We start from the raw sequence: 16,850 nt of genomic DNA, 5'->3' as shown, positions 1-16,850 counted from the left end.
TCCCTCCACGGGCTTAGTGTGTGGCTGCGACTGGCTTGAAACATTTAGTCACGCGCCGACCCGGCTCCAGCGGGTCGAAGAACGCAGCAATCGGCTCAAGGGAATTTCCAAGTGATAAAAAAGATCCTGATCGCCAACCGTGGTGAAATTGCCGTACGAATCGTGCGTGCCTGCGCCGAGATGGGCATTCGCTCGGTCGCGGTTTACTCGGACGCCGACCGCCATGCGTTGCACGTCAAGCGTGCCGACGAAGCCCACAGCATTGGTGCCGAGCCGCTGGCCGGCTACCTGAACCCGCGCAAGCTGGTGAACCTGGCGGTGGAAACCGGTTGCGATGCGCTGCACCCCGGCTACGGCTTCCTGTCGGAAAACGCCGAGTTGGCAGACATCTGCGCCGAACGGGGAATCAAATTCATCGGCCCTTCGGCTGAAGTGATTCGCCGCATGGGCGACAAGACCGAAGCCCGCCGCAGCATGATCAAGGCCGGTGTGCCGGTCACGCCCGGCACCGAAGGCAACGTCGCCGACATCACCGAGGCCCTCACCGAAGGCGACCGCATTGGTTACCCGGTGATGCTCAAGGCCACCTCCGGTGGTGGCGGTCGCGGTATCCGCCGTTGCAACAGCCGTGAAGAACTCGAACAAGCCTTCCCCCGCGTGATCTCCGAAGCTACCAAGGCGTTCGGTTCGGCGGAAGTGTTCCTGGAAAAATGCATCGTCAATCCCAAGCACATCGAGGCGCAGATCCTCGGTGACAGCTTCGGCAACGTGGTGCATCTGTTCGAGCGCGACTGTTCGATCCAGCGCCGTAACCAGAAGCTCATCGAAATCGCCCCGAGCCCGCAGCTCACCCCGGAACAGCGCGCCTACATCGGCGACCTGTCGGTGCGCGCGGCCAAGGCCGTGGGCTACGAGAACGCCGGCACCGTGGAGTTCCTGCTCGCCGAGGGCGAGGTGTACTTCATGGAGATGAACACCCGGGTGCAGGTGGAGCACACCATCACCGAAGAAATCACCGGGATCGACATTGTCCGCGAGCAGATCCGAATCGCCTCGGGCCTGCCGTTGTCGGTCAAACAGGAAGACATCCAGCACCGTGGCTTTGCGTTGCAGTTCCGCATCAACGCCGAAGACCCGAAGAACAACTTCCTCCCAAGCTTCGGCAAGATCACCCGTTACTACGCGCCCGGCGGCCCCGGCGTGCGTACCGACACGGCGATCTACACCGGCTACACCATCCCGCCGTTCTACGACTCCATGTGCCTGAAGCTGGTGGTCTGGGCATTGACCTGGGAAGAAGCCATGGACCGCGGCCTGCGTGCCCTGGACGACATGCGCCTGCAAGGCGTGAAGACCACGGCCGCCTACTACCAGGAAATCCTGCGTAACCCGGAATTCCGCAGCGGCCAGTTCAACACCAGTTTTGTGGAAAGCCACCCTGAGCTGACCAACTACTCGATCAAGCGCAAACCCGAAGAGCTGGCCCTGGCCATCGCCGCCGCCATCGCCGCCCACGCAGGCCTGTGAGGAACATTCCAATGACTAAAAAAATCTTCGTAACCGACACCATCCTGCGCGACGCCCACCAATCGTTGCTGGCGACCCGCATGCGCACCGACGACATGCTGCCGATCTGCGACAAGCTCGATAAAGTCGGCTACTGGTCCCTGGAAGTCTGGGGCGGCGCGACCTTCGACGCCTGCGTACGCTTCCTCAAGGAAGACCCGTGGGAGCGCCTGCGCAAACTGCGTGCCGCGTTGCCTAACACGCGCCTGCAAATGCTCCTGCGCGGCCAGAACCTGCTGGGCTACCGCCATTACAGCGACGACGTGGTCAAGGCCTTCGTGGCCAAGGCTGCCGTCAACGGTATCGACGTATTCCGCATCTTCGACGCCATGAACGACGTGCGTAACCTGCGTGTGGCCATCGAAGCGGTCAAAGCCGCCGGCAAGCATGCCCAGGGCACCATCGCCTACACCACCAGCCCGGTGCACACCGTCGAGGCCTTCGTGGCCCAGGCCAAGCAGCTGGAATCCATGGGGTGCGACTCGATCGCGATCAAGGACATGGCCGGCCTGCTGACGCCGTACGCCACCGGTGAACTGGTCAAGGCGCTGAAAGCCGAGCAGAGCCTGCCGATCTTTATCCACTCCCACGACACCGCCGGTTTGGCCGCGATGTGCCAACTCAAGGCGATCGAAAACGGTGCCGATCATATCGACACCGCGATCTCCAGCTTCGCCTGGGGCACCAGCCACCCGGGCACCGAGTCTATGGTCGCCGCCCTTAAAGGCAGCGAATTCGATACCGGTCTCGACCTGGAGCTGCTGCAAGAGATCGGCCTGTACTTCTATGCCGTGCGCAAGAAGTACCACCAGTTCGAAAGCGAATTCACCGCCGTCGACACCCGTGTGCAAGTCAACCAGGTGCCGGGCGGGATGATTTCCAACCTGGCCAACCAGTTGAAAGAGCAGGGCGCTCTGAACCGCATGAGCGAAGTGCTGGCTGAAATTCCACGGGTGCGTGAAGACCTCGGCTTCCCGCCGCTGGTGACCCCGACTTCGCAGATCGTCGGCACCCAGGCGTTCTTCAACGTGCTGGCCGGTGAGCGCTACAAGACCATCACCAACGAAGTGAAGCTGTACCTGCAAGGCGGCTACGGCAAGGCGCCGGGCACGGTGAACGAGAAGTTGCGTCGCCAGGCCATCGGCAGCGAAGAAGTGATCGACGTGCGCCCGGCCGACCTGCTCAAGCCGGAGATGACCAAGCTGCGCGGCGAAATCGGCGCACTGGCCAAGTCCGAAGAAGACGTGCTGACCTACGCCATGTTCCCGGACATCGGGCGCAAGTTCCTCGAGGAACGCGACGCCGGCACCCTGACGCCTGAGGTGCTGCTGCCTATCCCTGAAGCCGGCGGCGTGGCCCGTGCCGGTGGTGAAGGCGTGCCGACCGAGTTCGTCATCGACGTGCACGGCGAAAGCTACCGTGTGGACATCACCGGTGTCGGTGTGAAAGCCGAAGGCAAGCGCCATTTCTACCTGTCCATCGATGGCATGCCGGAAGAAGTGGTGTTCGAACCGCTCAACGAATTCGTCGGCGGTGGCGGCAGCAAGCGCAAGCAGGCCAGCGAGCCGGGGCATGTCAGCACGGCGATGCCAGGCAATATCGTCGATGTGCTGGTCAAGGAAGGCGATGTGGTCAAGGCCGGCCAGGCCGTGCTGATCACCGAAGCGATGAAGATGGAAACCGAAGTGCAGGCTGCGATTGCCGGCAAGGTGTCCGCCGTTCACGTGGCCAAGGGCGACCGGGTGAACCCTGGCGAAATCCTGATTGAAATCGAAGGCTGATCCAGCCTTCGACACTACCGTTTAATCCTCGGGGGGGCAGGTGCCCCCCTTTTTTTTGCCAATTTTTTAATGGTCAGCGGAGGGTGCGGCGCTCTGCTTGCGCTTGAAGCCGACAAAAATACCCTCAGGTTTGTAGAGCAGTTCAGGTTCCAGGGTGGTCAGGTTGCTGGTAACGGCGCTGAATGTTCCCTTGATGGATGCCGCATCCGCGATACGTAGCTGGCGCGTGAGCAGTGCTTCACTTTCCGGCTGTACATCAAGTTTCAGGGTGGCGTTATCCAGCGTTAACGTATTGCCGACTTTCAGCGTGGAGTGGGCTTGGTCTGCGCCCACTTTGAACGCCATGGTCGATCCTGGTTTGAGGTGCAGATCCTTCCAGATCCGGGTCCGTGGTGTATTTTCAGGATCGAGCAGCAGAGTACCCGTGACATTAAGGGAGTCGACGGTGCCGCCGGAGTAGCTGCCGCCCGCATCAATATCCAGGGTCCCCTTGATAACGCTGCGGTTGGTCAAGGCAGCATCGCCGTACACCTTGCCGTGCCGATTGTCGTGCAGTGCACCGGTCAGTTCCCAGGCGCCCTTGCCGACCCACAGGTGTTGCATTCGGGTCGCACCTTCGAACGTGCCGCCTTTGGTGTCATCGAGAACCACCTGGTTGGTACCGCTGCCGCCATCGACTTCGCCTTTGAAGCGGCTGCCATTTTTGACAACCAACAGGTCGTCACCGCCGCCCATGTCCAGAGCGACTCCATTGCCACCTGCAATCAGGCCATGGTTGATCACCTCATCGGCCTTTTCTCCCTTCAGGGCCATACCCGTGCCGGATTGGGCCGTGATGCTTCCTCGATTCTCCAGCCAGACAGAGGTGAGCCCGGAGCTGCTCAGGCCATGACCCGGTGAGTTGATGTGCACGCCCGGGCTGTTGACGATGTCGACGGCTTTGATGATGTGTGACTTATCAAGGTTGGACGGGGTTTGGGTGAGGCGCGCGATCTCGTCGATATTCATCCCGTCGCGGCGCGGGGAGTTAGGCGTGGTGATGACTTTGACAATATTGGTGCCGAGCTGGCCATTTGAGGCCTGGCGGGCGGGGTGCCCGAACGAGCGCGGAGTGGTTGGAGGCGCGGTGTGTGGCTCGGGTGCTGCGGCGGGCGGAGTGGCAGCCTCGGCCAAGGCGTTGGCGCTTTGTGCGAAGAGTGCACCAAGGGGAGGGAAAAACGAGAGTGTCGATATCATGATTTCCGGCCTCGTTTGTATAGGAGACCGGAGTGTAGCGAGCAAAAAGTGGTGCTTAATGTCAGCCTTCAAGACCTGTGTGAGTGTGAAGGTTCTTCAGTTTCTGTCTTAAAACGCGCTTTGCCATTGGCCCATTAGTCCATGGTTGCGGCTGTTGTCGCCCACTTCGGCGGTGTACGCGATGCTCAGGGTCTGGTGCTCCGAAAGACGCATGTCCAGCCCCGTGCGCAAGGCCAGATTATCTCGGTCCAGCGAGGTACCGCCGATGCTGAACGCGCTGTTGAAGTCCTCGCGGGTTTCCCTGGCAAAGGATTGGCGTACGCGGCTGTTGGTGTCGCCATACAAGTGTTTCCAATGAGCGCTCAGGTGCGGCTTGAGGGTGATCCGGTCGGCCACTGCGATGTCGCGGCTCAAGCGCAGGCCGAAGGTGCTGCTGAGGTTTTGCTGGGTTTGGGTGCCCACGTTCAACGCGCTATGGCCACCTTTCTCGGAGAAGCGGTCACGGTGATACCGCTGGAAGCCGATTCCGGCAAACGGTTCGGCATGCAAGCCGTCGGTGACGAACCGATGGCCCAGTTCGGCGAATGCGTTCTGGCTCTGGGCCTTGTACTTGCCCGTGAGGCGTTCGCGGTAATCGATGAAGTCGAAGTCCACACTGCGCGTGTTCTGCCCGGAATGGCTGCTGTACAGCGCGCCCAGGCGTAAAGCCCATGGACCGTCCTGGCGCACCGCATAGGCGCCCAGGTGCCAGCTGTCCACTTCACCGTTGAAATGCCGGGCGCTCAGGTCGCTGCCAGACTTGCCGCCCACCACACCGACCCGCCAGGCGTCATCGATTGCTCCATCTGCACCCAGCAACAGGCCCTGGCTGCTTTGTTTCAAGCCGGCGCTGCCGTGTTGGGCATCGAGGGCACCGCTGCTGGCCAGGCCTTGGAGCCAGACACGGCCGTCCTCACCGGTGTGGTTATCCAATTGGCGTATGGCTGTCAGCAGGCTGGCGTGCAAGCGTTTCATGCTGTTTTGAGTGGCCGTGCCCAGGTTGGCGTTCTGGCTGCCGGCCAATTGCTCCAGCAGCGTACCCAAGCGACCTGGCTCCAGGCTGCTCAAGTACAGCCCGTAGTTTTCAAGCTGGTACTTTTCCCAGTCACTCAACTCCTCCGATGCCAGCGCGGCATCCACTGCGGAGTCCAGCACGCGGGCAACGCTCAGGCCGTTACGACTGTTGGCTCGGTCGATGAAATAGAAATCTTCGGGGGTGGGAGTGGCCGGGTCGAAATGAGTTTTCTGGTGATGTTTCGCAATCTGTTCGAACCACTCGCTGTCGGGTTCCATGTCGTCACGGGCCTGTGCGTACTGAGCACAGGTGGCCCCCAGCGCGAGCGTGATGGCGAGTACGAGTTGTTTCTGAATGAGTGGCATGTAAACCCACCTCCTGATGTATGAGGCGGGGAATTTAGCGGGGCACCCGGGGGATAACTGTCAGGCCAAGCACCGCGTGTTTGCGGGAGATGTCTCTAGTCCGATGCGATAAAAGTTCAGCTCGATTGGTGCAGTAAGCCTGAGGGCGATAGTGACTTCAATGACCTCACTCTCGCCTCGCATATCCCTTGCCATAGTGCCGCTCCATGCGTGCCTGGATCAGTTCCAGGCCGAGGGACATCACCCAGTAAATGATCGCAGCGGTGGTGAGCATCTCGATATAACGGTAGCTGGAGCGCCCGTAGGATTGCGCCAGGAACATCACTTCCCACACGCCCATCACCGAGATCAGCGACGAGTCCTTGAGCATGGAGATGAACTGGTTGGTCGCCGGCGGGACGATGGTGCGCATGGCCTGGGGCAGGGTGACGTGCCAGAAGATCGCACTGTCGCGCATGCCCAGGGCCAATGCGGCTTCCCGTTGCCCCTGAGGGACGCCCAGGATGCCGGCGCGGAAGATCTCGCTCAGGTACGCGCCGTAGTTCAGCGACAGCGCGATGATCCCCGCGACGATGGCGCCCGGCACCAGGCCCAGCTGCGGCAGGCCCAGATAGATCAGCAGGATCTGGATCAGCAACGGCGTGCCACGGAAAAACGACGCGTAGAAGCTGGCGATACCAAAGGCCACGGCACTTTTGGACAAGCGCCCGAGCGCGGTGACGAAGCCTAGCACCGACGAGGCGGCAATCGAACACAGGCACAGGAACAGCGTCAGCGCTGCGCCTTGCAGGAAGCCATTGGGTGCCAGGTGCAGGCCGACCAGGTTGGGCAGCTTGTCGAGAATGATCGAGAACTTCAGGTCAAAGCTCAGGAAGAAACTGGCAAACAGGGCGAACAGCGCCGCCCAGGTCAGGTAAAGCCGCGTGCGAAAGCCCAGCAGGGCGCGCGCAGGTTTTGGGGGAACACTCATTGGCTGATATCGGCACCGATCCATTTTTGCGACAGTTTGCTCAGGGTGCCGTCCTGTTTCAACTGGGCAAACACCTCACGCACCTTGGCGTCCCACTGGGCGTCGCCTTTTTCGATGGCCACCGAGTTGGGTTCGGCATACAGCGCTGCGCCGGCGAGTTTGAAGCGTTTGTCCTGGTCCAGGCGCGGTTGGGCCGTGACCAGGTTGGTCAGGATCGCATCCAGGCGCACTCCTGCGCCCAGGCCGAGGTCCTGGAAGGCGACGTTATCGGTGTCGTACGGGGCGATCTGCACGTTCTCGAACGGGTACTGCAACTGGGTGTCCTCGGCGCCTTCGATCACCAGGTTCTTGTTCAGGTAGCTCTCGTAGCTGGAGGCGCTGGTGAGGCCGACTTTCTTGCCGCTCAGGTCCTTGGCGCCGTGGATGCTGTCATCCTTGGCATTGACCACGATCACGGCAGGGGAGGCGTAATACTCCACCGGGAAGTCGAAGACTTCGGCGCGGGCCTTGCTCGGGGTCATCGAGCAGATGCAGATGTCATAGCGCCCGCTCCAGCGGCCGGCGGCGATCACGTCCCACGACGGCGTTTCCAGGCGTAGTTTCACACCGAGCTTTTGCGCGACAGCCTTGGCCACATCGACATCGAAGCCGTCGAGCTGGTTTTGCTCGTTGAGGAACGAGAACGGCGGGTAGCTTTCCATCAGCACGCCCACCAGTTCTTTTTTCTTCTCAACCCGGTCCAGGGTCGCGCCGCCAAAGGCTTGGGTGGAGGCAGCAAGCATCGTCAGGCCCAAGGCCAATAGCGGTTTAAGTTTCAAGGAGGCACCTGAATAAAAAAGAGGTTGTTATGAACCGAACGGAACGTATTAAATAGTTATAAGAACGACTCTCATAGTGAGTTATTTTCATAAGCTTATGAGTAAAAAGCATATGGGCGCAGTAAGCACAGTAATTCTGGACGGCGGCATGGGCCGTGAACTGCAACGCCGCGGTGCGCCCTTCAGGCAGCCGGAGTGGTCGGCGCTGGCATTGAGCGAAGCACCGCAGGCGGTGGAGGCGGTGCATGCGGCCTATATCGACAGTGGGGCCAACGTGATTACCAGCAACAGCTATGCGGTGGTGCCGTTCCATATCGGCGAGGCGCGCTTTGCTGCCGAAGGCCAGGCCCTGGCGGCGCTGGCGGGTGAATTGGCCAGACGGGCGGTGCAGGCTTCGGGCAAGGCCGTGCGTGTGGCCGGCTCGTTGCCGCCGCTGTTTGGTTCGTATCGGCCTGATCTGTTCGAGCCGCAGCGCGTATCTGAGCTGTTGACGCCACTGGTGCAGGGCCTGGCACCCCATGTCGATCTGTGGCTGGCGGAGACCCAGAGCTCAATCGTCGAAGCGCGGGCGATTCATGCGGGCCTGCCGAAGGATGGCAAGCCGTTCTGGCTGTCGTTTACCTTGAAAGACGAAGACACCGACGAAGTACCGCGCCTGCGTTCCGGCGAACCGGTGGCGGACGCGGCCGAAGCGGCGGCGCAGTTGGGTGTGCAAGTGTTACTGTTCAATTGCAGCCAGCCGGAAGTAATCGGCGCGGCGATCGATGCCGCACGCCAAACCTTCGAACGGTTGGGCGTGGCGATTCAGATCGGTGCCTACGCCAACGCCTTCCCGCCACAGCCCAAGGAAGCCACGGCCAACGACGGCCTGGACCCCTTGCGCGAGGATCTCGACCCACCGGGCTACCTGCAGTGGGCGGCGGACTGGAAAAAGCGCGGTGCCAGCCACTTGGGCGGGTGCTGCGGGATCGGGCCGGAGCACATTGCGGTGCTGGCCCAGAAGCTGGGGTAAGCCTTAAAGCGCCTGGCGGCGACACTCCGCCAGGCCCTTCAACTGCCCGGAACCTGCCTGGTTCGCCTCCGACAACCACGCCTCAAACCCCGCACCCACCGTCGGCCATTCCGAATCCAGGATCGAATACCACGCCGTATCGCGGTTCTGCCCCTTCACCACCATATGCTGGCGGAACACCCCTTCAAAACTGAACCCCAACCGCTCAGCCGCATACTTGGAGCGGGCATTGCCGTTGTTGCACTTCCACTCCAGGCGGCGGTAGCCCTGTTCGAACGCGTATTTGGCCAAGAGATACACCGCCTCGGTGCTTTTGGGTGAGCGCTGCATCGGCGCGCCGAAGGTGACATGGCCGATTTCGATACGGCCCTGGGCCGGGACGATGGACATCAGGCTGAGGATGCCCTGCACCTGGCCGGACGCACGGTCGACCACGCTGAAGAAATACGGGTCGCTGTTCGTCGCATGGTTGTTCAACCACGCATCAAACGCGGCGCGCTCGGCAAACGGGCCGTAAGGCAGGTAATCCCACAACTTGGGGTCGGCACCGGGGCCTTCGAGGGCTTGCCACAATTGAGCGGCGTGGCGGGCCGGGTCGAGTTTTTCCAGGCGGATAAAGCGCCCTTCAAGCAGTTGCGCGGTGGGCGCCGGGGCGCCCTTCCAGTCGGCGAGAGAAGTGGACATGCTGCGCTCCTTAAAGACCTTTGCGAAATTGAATGAAGCCAGGGCGTTCGGCGATGCGCTCGTAGAGCTGGATCGCGGTGGTATTGGTCTCGTGGGTCAGCCAGTGCACCTTGCAACAGCCGTCGGCCTTGGCAGTGGCGTAGACGAACTCGATCAGTTTACGGCCGACACCGGTGCCGCGCTGGACCGGGTCCACCAGCAGGTCCTGCAGGTAGCAGGAGTTCTCGATGCTCCAGTTGGAACGATGGTAGATGAAGTTGACCATGCCCACCGCCTTGCCATCCTGCCAGGCCAGCGCGGAGTGGGTCGGCTCATGGGCATCGATCAGACGCTGCCAGGTGCTTTGGCTGACGGCGTCCGGCAGTTCGGTGTTGTAGAACGTCAAGTACGCCTGCCACAGCGGCAGCCAGGCGGCGTGGTCGGTTGCGGTGACCGGGCGGATCTCGATCTGGCTCATTCTGAAACTCCTTGGGGAATAAAGCGCGCGAGGGTCTGGTCGCGTATATCGGCGCTGGCGGCCAGGCCGTCGCGCACGCCGGCGATGTCCGCCGCGCTGCGGTTCTGGCTGAGTTTGCGTTTGCCGATCAGGCGTTCGATCGGCAGGCTGAAGCCGACGATGGCCTTGAGCATGCCGTCAATGTAATCAGCCGGGGCGTCGCTGACTTTCCAGGGCTGGGCGCGATTGCCCTCGTGGCGGTCAGTGAGGGCGCTGACCACGCCTAGCAGGCGCTCGGCATCGGTAAACACCTCGGCCTTGCCATAGGCATGCACCGCGATGTAATTCCAGGTGGGCACCACTTTGCCGTGCTCAGCCTTGGCCGGGTAAAACCCCGGGCTGACATAGGCCTCGGCGCCGGCAAAGATCACCAAAGCCTCGCTGCCGTCTTGCAGGTCTTGCCACTGCCGATTGGCCTTGGCCAGGTGCCCGTACAGCGTGCCGTTGGGGCCTTCGTCGGGATTGAGCAGCAGCGGCAAGTGGCTGGCCTGCAGGCCTTGCTTGCCAAAGGTGACCAACTGCGCCAGGCGTGTGTGCTGGATCAGTTGCTGTATTTCGGGCAAGTCGTCGAGGGCAAAAGCGCGTGGTGTGTACATGAATATTTTCCTTGGCGAATGCCTGCATCCTAGGCAGGCTAATGGTTCGTTGTAAGAGCCATCTTCGGCCAATTTCATAGGTCCAATATGATGTCGCCCATTTCGCCGCCGCTGTCCTTCAACCCTGCCGGTATCGAGCTGGATCGGCGCCAAGGCCTGACGCGCCAGCTTTATGAAGCCCTGCGTCAGCGCGTGCTGGATGGGCGCCTGGCCAGCGGTACGCGCCTGCCCGCCAGCCGTGACCTGGCCGCTGCGCTGTTGATTTCCCGCAACAGCGTCGTGCGCGCCTACGATCAGTTGTACGCCGAGGGGTTTGTCGAAGGCCGTGTGGGTGATGGCACCTATGTCGCCCAATTGCCCACGGCAAAAAAACTATCCACAAAAGTATCCACAGGCTTATCAACAAGGTTATCCCCAGCCTTATCCACAAAGTGGATGGATTTGCCGCAAGATCTCGACGGCGAAGTTATCCACAGGCCGGCCTTGGGGCGCGTGCAAAGTAACCATTTGCCACAGCCGCCGTCGGGGCCGCCCAAGGCATTTCGCGTGGGCGTGCCAGCCTTCGATCTGTTCCCTTTCGAGGTCTGGGCCAAGCTCAACGGGGCGTTCTGGCGCAAGCCGGACCTGGCGCAGCTGTGCTATGGCGACCCGGCGGGTGACAGCCGCCTGCGCGGCCTGATCGCCGCTTACCTGCGCAGCTCACGGGGCATGCAATGTACGGCTGAGCAAATAGTGATCACCAGCGGTGCACAACAGGCAATCAGCCTTTGTGCACAGCTGCTGGTAGAGCCAGGCGATGGGGTAGCGGTGGAAAACCCGGGCTATCGGGCCGCCGGGCACGCGTTCGCACTGGCCGGTGCCAACCTGCAGGGCGTGCCGGTGGACAGCGACGGCATCGATTGCCAGGTCCTGAATACCTTGGGTGATTGCCGCCTGGCCTATGTCACGCCCTCCCACCAATATCCGCTGGGCGTGGTGATGAGCCTGGCGCGGCGCCTGGAGTTGCTGGCCTGGGCCGAGCGCACCGGCGGTTGGATCGTGGAGGACGACTATGACGGCGAATACCGCTACAGCGGCGCACCCCTGGCGCCGCTGGCCGCGCTGGACCGCAGCGGCCGCGTGCTGTACGTCGGTACCTTCGGCAAAGTCGCATTCCCGGCCTTGCGCCTGGGCTATCTGGTATTGCCGCCAGGCCTGGTTGATGCTTTCTCACGGCGCCGTGCGGTGGATATGCGCCACTCGGAAGTCAGTACCCAGGCGGTGATGGCCGAGTTTATGGCGGCCGGGCACTTCCAGCGGCATATCCGCCGGATGCGGCGCGCGGCATTGAGCCGGCGCAATGCCTTGCTCGCCGGGTGGCCGCGTGGTCTGCCGGGGGTGGGCGAGTTGCCCGTTATCGCCGCAGGGCTGCACATGACCGTGCGCGTGGACAGCCTGGCCCGCGAGCAACAGCTGCTTGAGCAGGCCCGTGCCGTGGGCGTCGAAGTCAATGGTTTAAGCAGTTACTGGCTGGCGCACTCCACCACTCCGGCAGACCAGCGCGCCGGCCTGGTGCTGGGGTTTGCCGCCGTACCCGAGACGGCCGTTGCCGAGGCCCTGGCAACGTTGCGCAGGGCCTGGCAGCACGATTGACGGTCAGGCCTGGAAAAACAACGAGCGGGCCAGGATCGGGCTGATTTCACTGCGATAAATCGCGATCTGGTCACGGTCGCTCAAGCCCGTGCGGTGTACAGCACCCCCCAGCTTCTGCTGGTCGCGGGTCTTGAGGTGGCCGGCGGTGTAGTGCTCCAGCGCCGCCTGGGGAGACTCATAGTGAAAGTGCGCATACCAGAGCACCGCATGGGTCTGGTGATCACGCACCTCGTATTCGTCAAGGTAGTTTTTGCCGGGGCCCTTGAGCCGCCGCCGCGTGACCACTTTGGCGATTTTCACCAGGCCTTGGCTGTGCAGCCACTCCACCCGTGCCGCCGTGGGTGGTTGTTGTTTGGTCATGCTGATGCGGGTGCTTGTGCCCAGTTCGTATAGCCGTTGTGCGGCGTCATTGAGCCGGCGGTTCAGGGCGGCGGCGGGCGGACGGTCGCTTTCCGTGAGGTTGAGCCGGGTGAGCGCCTCTTCGATCGTGGCCATTGCGTGTTCAAGGCGTGCGGCGTACTGGTGGAACATCTCTTCGATTTCCACCGGAATACGCCCGGCTTTCTTCGCGTGGCCCAGGGTGCGCACGGTGGCGGCGGGCTCTTCATCCAGCAGGCTCTGGGCGGCGTCGATGCTGCTACCCAGGTCGATCACCTGGGGCTCACGCGGGCTTGAGGGTGTGCTCTGGCGTTCGACCCAGACCCCAGGGGTTTTTTCGTGAAAGGTCGCGATGAGTTTGCCCGTCACTGGGGCCTTGACGTCCACCAGGCCGCTTTCGGCTTCACGGGGCTCGCCCACCACCACCCCGTTAAAGCGTGTCTTGATGACTTTGCGCTTGGGTGTCGGGGGGGCTTTTGATGGGCCAGGCTTGGGCTCCAGGGCTTTTCGTTGCCTGATCAAGAGCGCCAGTTCATGCACCGCCTGTTGGTTGAATTCATCGATGCGTTGGCGCAGGTGTTCCAGGGGTTCTCGCTGCACCTGTTCCGGGTGTTCGGCGTGCAGGTCCAGCAGGCGTTGGTCGACAATCGCGAACTGGTCGACCAGGCTGTTGAGCACTTCAATACGCTCGTGCAGGTCGCTGATGCTGGTTTCCACCAGGGTCTCGATCCACGTTTGCACCGTGAGATCGGCGGTATCCACGATGTCATTGAGTTGTACCCGGGCGTCGGTGAAGGCCTCCCCGCTGCCTTCGCCAATACACAGGTAGCGGCTGAGGGTGAGTTGCATGGCCTTGAGGTCGTGCAGCTTGAAGTCGGGCAGGGCCTGCACGCTGGTGTGGATGACCTTGGCACCCTCTATGCCCAGGCTTTCCAATTGGCGATAGCGCGATTGCGCATACTCCATGCGGTTGATCATATCCAGGTTCAGCTTCGCCATCGTCTGTGCGATCTCGTTACGCTGCTTGATGTCCAGGGCGGTGACGGCTTCCATGTCTTCCACCGACACCAGCAACTTGTCGCGAAAGACCGGCAAGCGTTCCGAGATGGCCGAGCGGGTCAGCAGCAGTTGTTTGTTCAGGTAGTCGATCATCGAACTCTGGTAGTTGGGTACCGAATCGATGACATTCAGCGAACGTAACTGGCGAATGGGCACGTCATAGTCGGCCAGGCGGCTGTCGACCTTGTCGAGGAACGCCTGGCGCTGGCGATCGGAGGAGGGCCCGGGCACCGGGTCTATCGCGGCGTGGGCCTGGGCGACTTCAGCTTGCCCGCGCCGTTCGTCAGCATCGAATTGGTTGAGTTTCTGCCGGAGGTCGGTGATCCGCGAAGGTGCCTTGCCGCGAGCCGATTGCCGGCGATTCCTGAAACCGGCACCGCGCAGGCGCAGGCGAGTGTCGACAAACCATTGCCCGGCCAGGTTGCTCACCAGCAGCGGGCCGACGTGAGTGGGGCGGCCCGGATCGACGATCATGACATTGTCGTTTTCATCCACCGCCACCTCGAACCAGCGTGCGCCCACCGGCGCGTACCATTTATCGGCAAGCGCACAGAGATGCAGGTGCGGCCCTGTTTCCTTGACGGCTTCCCCCAGCCCGTCGGGCCTGGCCACTTTGAAGCGATCCAACGTGGCCCCCAGGCTTGTCGGAGAGCGTTGGAGTGCGCCGCTGTTGTACAGCGGGCCTTGATGGCGAGCGGGCGGTTCGGCGTCGGGCAAGTCGGGGCGGCGCATCACGGGGATCCGGCGCTCCGGCGGCAGTCTGGTTTCAGGCGCTTGGGTCGGGGTGGCTTCATGTTTCGGCAACGTGGCCTTGGGCGTCTTTCGCAGCGGCGGATGGCGTAGGGCGACGTGCAGCACCAGGGCCATGCCCAGGTTGAGCAGCAGATCCACCTGGGCTGTCCAGGACACCTGCCCGTCAGGCTCCGGCTCCGCCTGGGCGGTCGCCTGCAGGTCGTCCATGATTTGCCAGATCCAGGCCGCGATGCCCACGGTGCGGCCCATGAATGGCAACGCCGCGCTGAAAATCAGCCAGCCGGCTTCTCGATAGCTTGCCCAGCGTTTCTGGGCGTTGGACACCGATTGCCGCGTCGCCAATTCAACCATCGCGTTGGCGTTGTCCCTGAACAGCGTCGCCAGGCTGTCGTTGCCCATCACTTCGTCGCTCAAGGCCAGGGGGCCGCTCATTTGCACCACCACTTGCGGCTCCACCAACCCGCGCACCACGGTCCACGGCGAAGGTAATGCGGCAGGGAAGACATACTGCTCGTAGTTGAAGCGCACATCTTCGGCCAGCCAGGCCAGTACCGAGTCGCGCAGGGTGCGGTGATGCTTGATGGCGTACAACAGGTTTTGCCGTGACGGGTACTGGATCAGCACCGGCTCCAGCAGTGGGCGGTACAACAGGCACGGGCCTTGGGTGTGGTCGCGGGGGCCGATCACAAACATATTCGCCACCCCATCCTGCGCCTGGCTGGTGCGCAGGGTTGGAATGAACGCCAGGCGCCGGATGACGATCTCTTGCCCCTCGACCTGCCGTTCATGGACGTGTGCCTGCACCGCGGCAGCGATATAGCGATAACCGCGATCATCGATGCCGTGCAGGCCCTGGATCTTCCACTGCAAGGCCAGCAGTGGCAGTTGCACCCGCAAGTGCGAGGTGTAGAGGGTTTGCCGGCGCCTTGATTGAACGGGGTCGTCGAGCAAGGTGTGTTTGATCAGCGTCGGGTAGCGTTCACCGATGTCGAGGGTTTCGATCACGTCCTTGAGGTAGTTGTACGTCAGCCATTGCGGCCCCTCGCCGCCGTTGTAGTGCACGCTGGGCGTACCGGTGGGCAGCCCGGTGAGGTTTTCCAGGGCCAGGTCGATCAGGCTGCGCCGGGTGATGTCAGTGGTTCCGGGCAGCACGAAGGTGCCCCAGACCACCGGGCTCTCGATGCTGATCTCTATCTTGTCCAGGTTCAGGCTCGCGCCATTTGCATGGGCCTTGATCCGGTTTTGCAGTTGCTGCCTGGCGTAGTCGCGGATCGGCGGGATACCGTCCTGGAAAGACTGCCCGTGGTTGTGGGTATGCAGTTCGGCCAGCTCGATCACATAACGGCTGTAGGTCGATACGTCCAGGTCCGAGGCATTGGCAAGCCAGTCGGGAAGTTGCTCGTGGATCTGGCGGATGCTCGACAATGAGTGATCGCTCAAGTCTTCAATCACCGGCAGGATGCGCGCGACGGCCTGGCCGGTGACGGCAGCCGTGGCGGGGGCTTCAAGGTCGGCGGAGCCAATTGATCCGATGGCCTGCAATTGCAGGGCGATCAGGTTGCACGCCAGGCTGTCGAAAAAATCCCCGGCGGGTTCGTACAATCGCCATTGCACGGTTACCTCCCCCTCCGCTTGAGTCAGTGCCGCGGGCAAGGCTTCGCCGAGCTTTTGCAGTGACTCGAATTTCTCGTAGCCGTTGATCAGCGAATACGTCAGGACCCGCTGGCGTTGCTCATGTACCCCGATCAGCACCGCGATATCCGACAGGCCGACGTGAGTGGAGCGGTTGTTTTTAAGTCCATCTATATCGATCAGGTAAGCGTGTGTCTGGAATGTGTCGAAGTTCCGACGCTTGGCCCGGTCCGGAAAGTGGAACAACGTCCTGGCCATGGCGCAATCGTGTTCATCCCAGCCGTCCTGCGCGGTGACGTTCCACACGTTGCGCAGGGAATGGGAAAGTGTTTGCCAGCGTGGGCCCGCCAGGCCGTTGGAAGCGTTCCAGTAGTCAAGTTGCTGCTCCTGGAAGGCGGTAAAGATCAGCGCCGCCAGCTCATTGATCAGCCGCGCAATGGCATCGATCTGCACCGGCAGGTGCACGGCGGGCTTGGCCTCGGGCTCCAGGGTGAGGAAGTGTTCGCCGTCGATATAGATCACCGGCTCGGGCGCCAGGGCCTGGTTGGCCAGCACCGAGGTCAGCGATTGCGCGGTGGCGGGTGCGGATTGGATGACATCGCCAACGATGCGCCAGCGCGGCGTGATGACCATGGCCAGGTCAGGGTCGATAGCGAGTGTCGGGTATTGCTCCATGAGGGACGAACGCAACAGGTTGGCGGCAACGTCGCGGATCGACGGGCCGACGCTCAGTTGCGTCAGCAGCTCATAGCTGCTGGGCGGGCGATTGTTGCTAGGGGGTGAATCGTTGGGCATCTGCAGCTCCTTGGCCTGGGTCG

Annotated in this window: 12 protein-coding genes; 4 read left to right on the top strand and 8 right to left on the bottom strand. The window is 62.1% G+C overall.

Annotated features, from left to right (window positions below; translation table 11 throughout):
• Positions 1–111 precede the first annotated feature (111 nt).
• The gene (locus F6S08_RS00550) at positions 112–1,527 is read left to right on the top strand and encodes an acetyl-CoA carboxylase biotin carboxylase subunit (RefSeq protein ID WP_027608221.1); all 1,416 of its coding nucleotides are present in this window, start codon (positions 112–114) and stop codon (positions 1,525–1,527) included.
• An 11-nt stretch (positions 1,528–1,538) separates the two neighbouring features.
• The gene (gene oadA / locus F6S08_RS00545) at positions 1,539–3,347 is read left to right on the top strand and encodes a sodium-extruding oxaloacetate decarboxylase subunit alpha (protein ID WP_065926766.1); all 1,809 of its coding nucleotides are present in this window, start codon (positions 1,539–1,541) and stop codon (positions 3,345–3,347) included.
• A 66-nt stretch (positions 3,348–3,413) separates the two neighbouring features.
• Here the strand turns inward: oadA and F6S08_RS00540 are convergent, their stop codons facing one another.
• The 4 genes from F6S08_RS00540 to F6S08_RS00525 all read right to left on the bottom strand — a co-directional run bounded on the left by F6S08_RS00540 (position 3,414) and on the right by F6S08_RS00525 (position 7,790).
• The gene (locus F6S08_RS00540; RefSeq protein WP_315871148.1) at positions 3,414–4,583 is read right to left on the bottom strand and encodes a hypothetical protein; all 1,170 of its coding nucleotides are present in this window, start codon (positions 4,581–4,583) and stop codon (positions 3,414–3,416) included.
• 108 nt (positions 4,584–4,691) lie between these two features.
• Entirely contained in the window at positions 4,692–6,002 is a 1,311-nt protein-coding gene (locus F6S08_RS00535; protein WP_065926764.1) for an autotransporter domain-containing protein, read from the bottom strand.
• Positions 6,003–6,168: 166 nt separating this feature from the next.
• The gene (locus tag F6S08_RS00530; protein ID WP_074848264.1) at positions 6,169–6,939 is read right to left on the bottom strand and encodes an amino acid ABC transporter permease; all 771 of its coding nucleotides are present in this window, start codon (positions 6,937–6,939) and stop codon (positions 6,169–6,171) included.
• A 29-nt stretch (positions 6,940–6,968) separates the two neighbouring features.
• Positions 6,969–7,790 (bottom strand): ABC transporter substrate-binding protein, encoded by an 822-nt coding sequence (locus tag F6S08_RS00525; protein WP_065926762.1) that lies wholly within the window; start codon positions 7,788–7,790, stop codon positions 6,969–6,971.
• A gap of 112 nt (positions 7,791–7,902) precedes the next feature.
• Here F6S08_RS00525 and F6S08_RS00520 point away from each other — a divergent pair, with 112 nt between their 5' ends.
• The gene (locus F6S08_RS00520) at positions 7,903–8,802 is read left to right on the top strand and encodes a homocysteine S-methyltransferase family protein (RefSeq protein ID WP_027608227.1); all 900 of its coding nucleotides are present in this window, start codon (positions 7,903–7,905) and stop codon (positions 8,800–8,802) included.
• 3 nt (positions 8,803–8,805) lie between these two features.
• Here F6S08_RS00520 and F6S08_RS00515 read toward each other — a convergent pair whose 3' ends face one another.
• The 3 genes from F6S08_RS00515 to F6S08_RS00505 are packed head-to-tail and all read right to left on the bottom strand — an operon-like array spanning position 8,806 to position 10,578.
• On the bottom strand, positions 8,806–9,486 hold the full coding sequence (locus F6S08_RS00515; protein ID WP_315871147.1) for a GNAT family protein: 681 nt from the start codon (positions 9,484–9,486) through the stop codon (positions 8,806–8,808).
• A gap of 10 nt (positions 9,487–9,496) precedes the next feature.
• Positions 9,497–9,943: a GNAT family N-acetyltransferase gene (locus tag F6S08_RS00510; protein WP_065926760.1), complete on the bottom strand. Its 447-nt coding sequence runs from the start codon at positions 9,941–9,943 to the stop codon at positions 9,497–9,499.
• On the bottom strand, positions 9,940–10,578 hold the full coding sequence (locus F6S08_RS00505) for an FMN-binding negative transcriptional regulator (RefSeq protein ID WP_065926759.1): 639 nt from the start codon (positions 10,576–10,578) through the stop codon (positions 9,940–9,942). The genes F6S08_RS00510 and F6S08_RS00505 overlap by 4 nt, the downstream gene beginning before the upstream one ends.
• A 90-nt stretch (positions 10,579–10,668) precedes the next feature.
• Here F6S08_RS00505 and F6S08_RS00500 point away from each other — a divergent pair, with 90 nt between their 5' ends.
• A complete protein-coding gene (locus tag F6S08_RS00500) occupies positions 10,669–12,210 on the top strand; it encodes a PLP-dependent aminotransferase family protein (RefSeq protein WP_065926885.1) in 1,542 nt (513 codons plus the stop codon).
• A 3-nt stretch (positions 12,211–12,213) separates the two neighbouring features.
• On the opposite strand, the gene F6S08_RS00495 is transcribed toward F6S08_RS00500, so the two are convergent.
• Positions 12,214–16,827 carry a dermonecrotic toxin domain-containing protein gene (locus tag F6S08_RS00495; protein WP_315871146.1) on the bottom strand — a complete coding sequence of 1,538 codons (4,614 nt, stop codon included), beginning with the start codon at positions 16,825–16,827 and terminating at the stop codon, positions 12,214–12,216.
• Positions 16,828–16,850: the final 23 nt, after the last annotated feature.

Origin of the sequence: Pseudomonas sp. JV449 (genome assembly GCF_032424295.1) — a bacterium.
Taxonomy (GTDB): Bacteria; Pseudomonadota; Gammaproteobacteria; order Pseudomonadales; family Pseudomonadaceae; genus Aquipseudomonas; species Aquipseudomonas marginalis.
Note: the sequence above shows the minus strand (reverse complement) of the source record. Positions and strands in the feature narration are given on the sequence as shown.

Bases quoted from the DNA above. Each gene is read 5' to 3' on its own strand.
- oadA (WP_065926766.1), top strand. From the start codon at position 1,539: ATGACTAAAAAAATCTTCGTAACCGACACCATCCTGCGCGACGCCCAC.
- F6S08_RS00540 (WP_315871148.1), bottom strand. From the start codon at position 4,583: ATGATATCGACACTCTCGTTTTTCCCTCCCCTTGGTGCACTCTTCGCA.
- F6S08_RS00535 (WP_065926764.1), bottom strand. From the start codon at position 6,002: ATGCCACTCATTCAGAAACAACTCGTACTCGCCATCACGCTCGCGCTG.
- F6S08_RS00520 (WP_027608227.1), top strand. From the start codon at position 7,903: ATGGGCGCAGTAAGCACAGTAATTCTGGACGGCGGCATGGGCCGTGAA.
- F6S08_RS00515 (WP_315871147.1), bottom strand. From the start codon at position 9,486: ATGTCCACTTCTCTCGCCGACTGGAAGGGCGCCCCGGCGCCCACCGCG.
- F6S08_RS00510 (WP_065926760.1), bottom strand. From the start codon at position 9,943: ATGAGCCAGATCGAGATCCGCCCGGTCACCGCAACCGACCACGCCGCC.
- F6S08_RS00505 (WP_065926759.1), bottom strand. From the start codon at position 10,578: ATGTACACACCACGCGCTTTTGCCCTCGACGACTTGCCCGAAATACAG.
- F6S08_RS00500 (WP_065926885.1), top strand. From the start codon at position 10,669: ATGTCGCCCATTTCGCCGCCGCTGTCCTTCAACCCTGCCGGTATCGAG.
- F6S08_RS00495 (WP_315871146.1), bottom strand. From the start codon at position 16,827: ATGCCCAACGATTCACCCCCTAGCAACAATCGCCCGCCCAGCAGCTAT.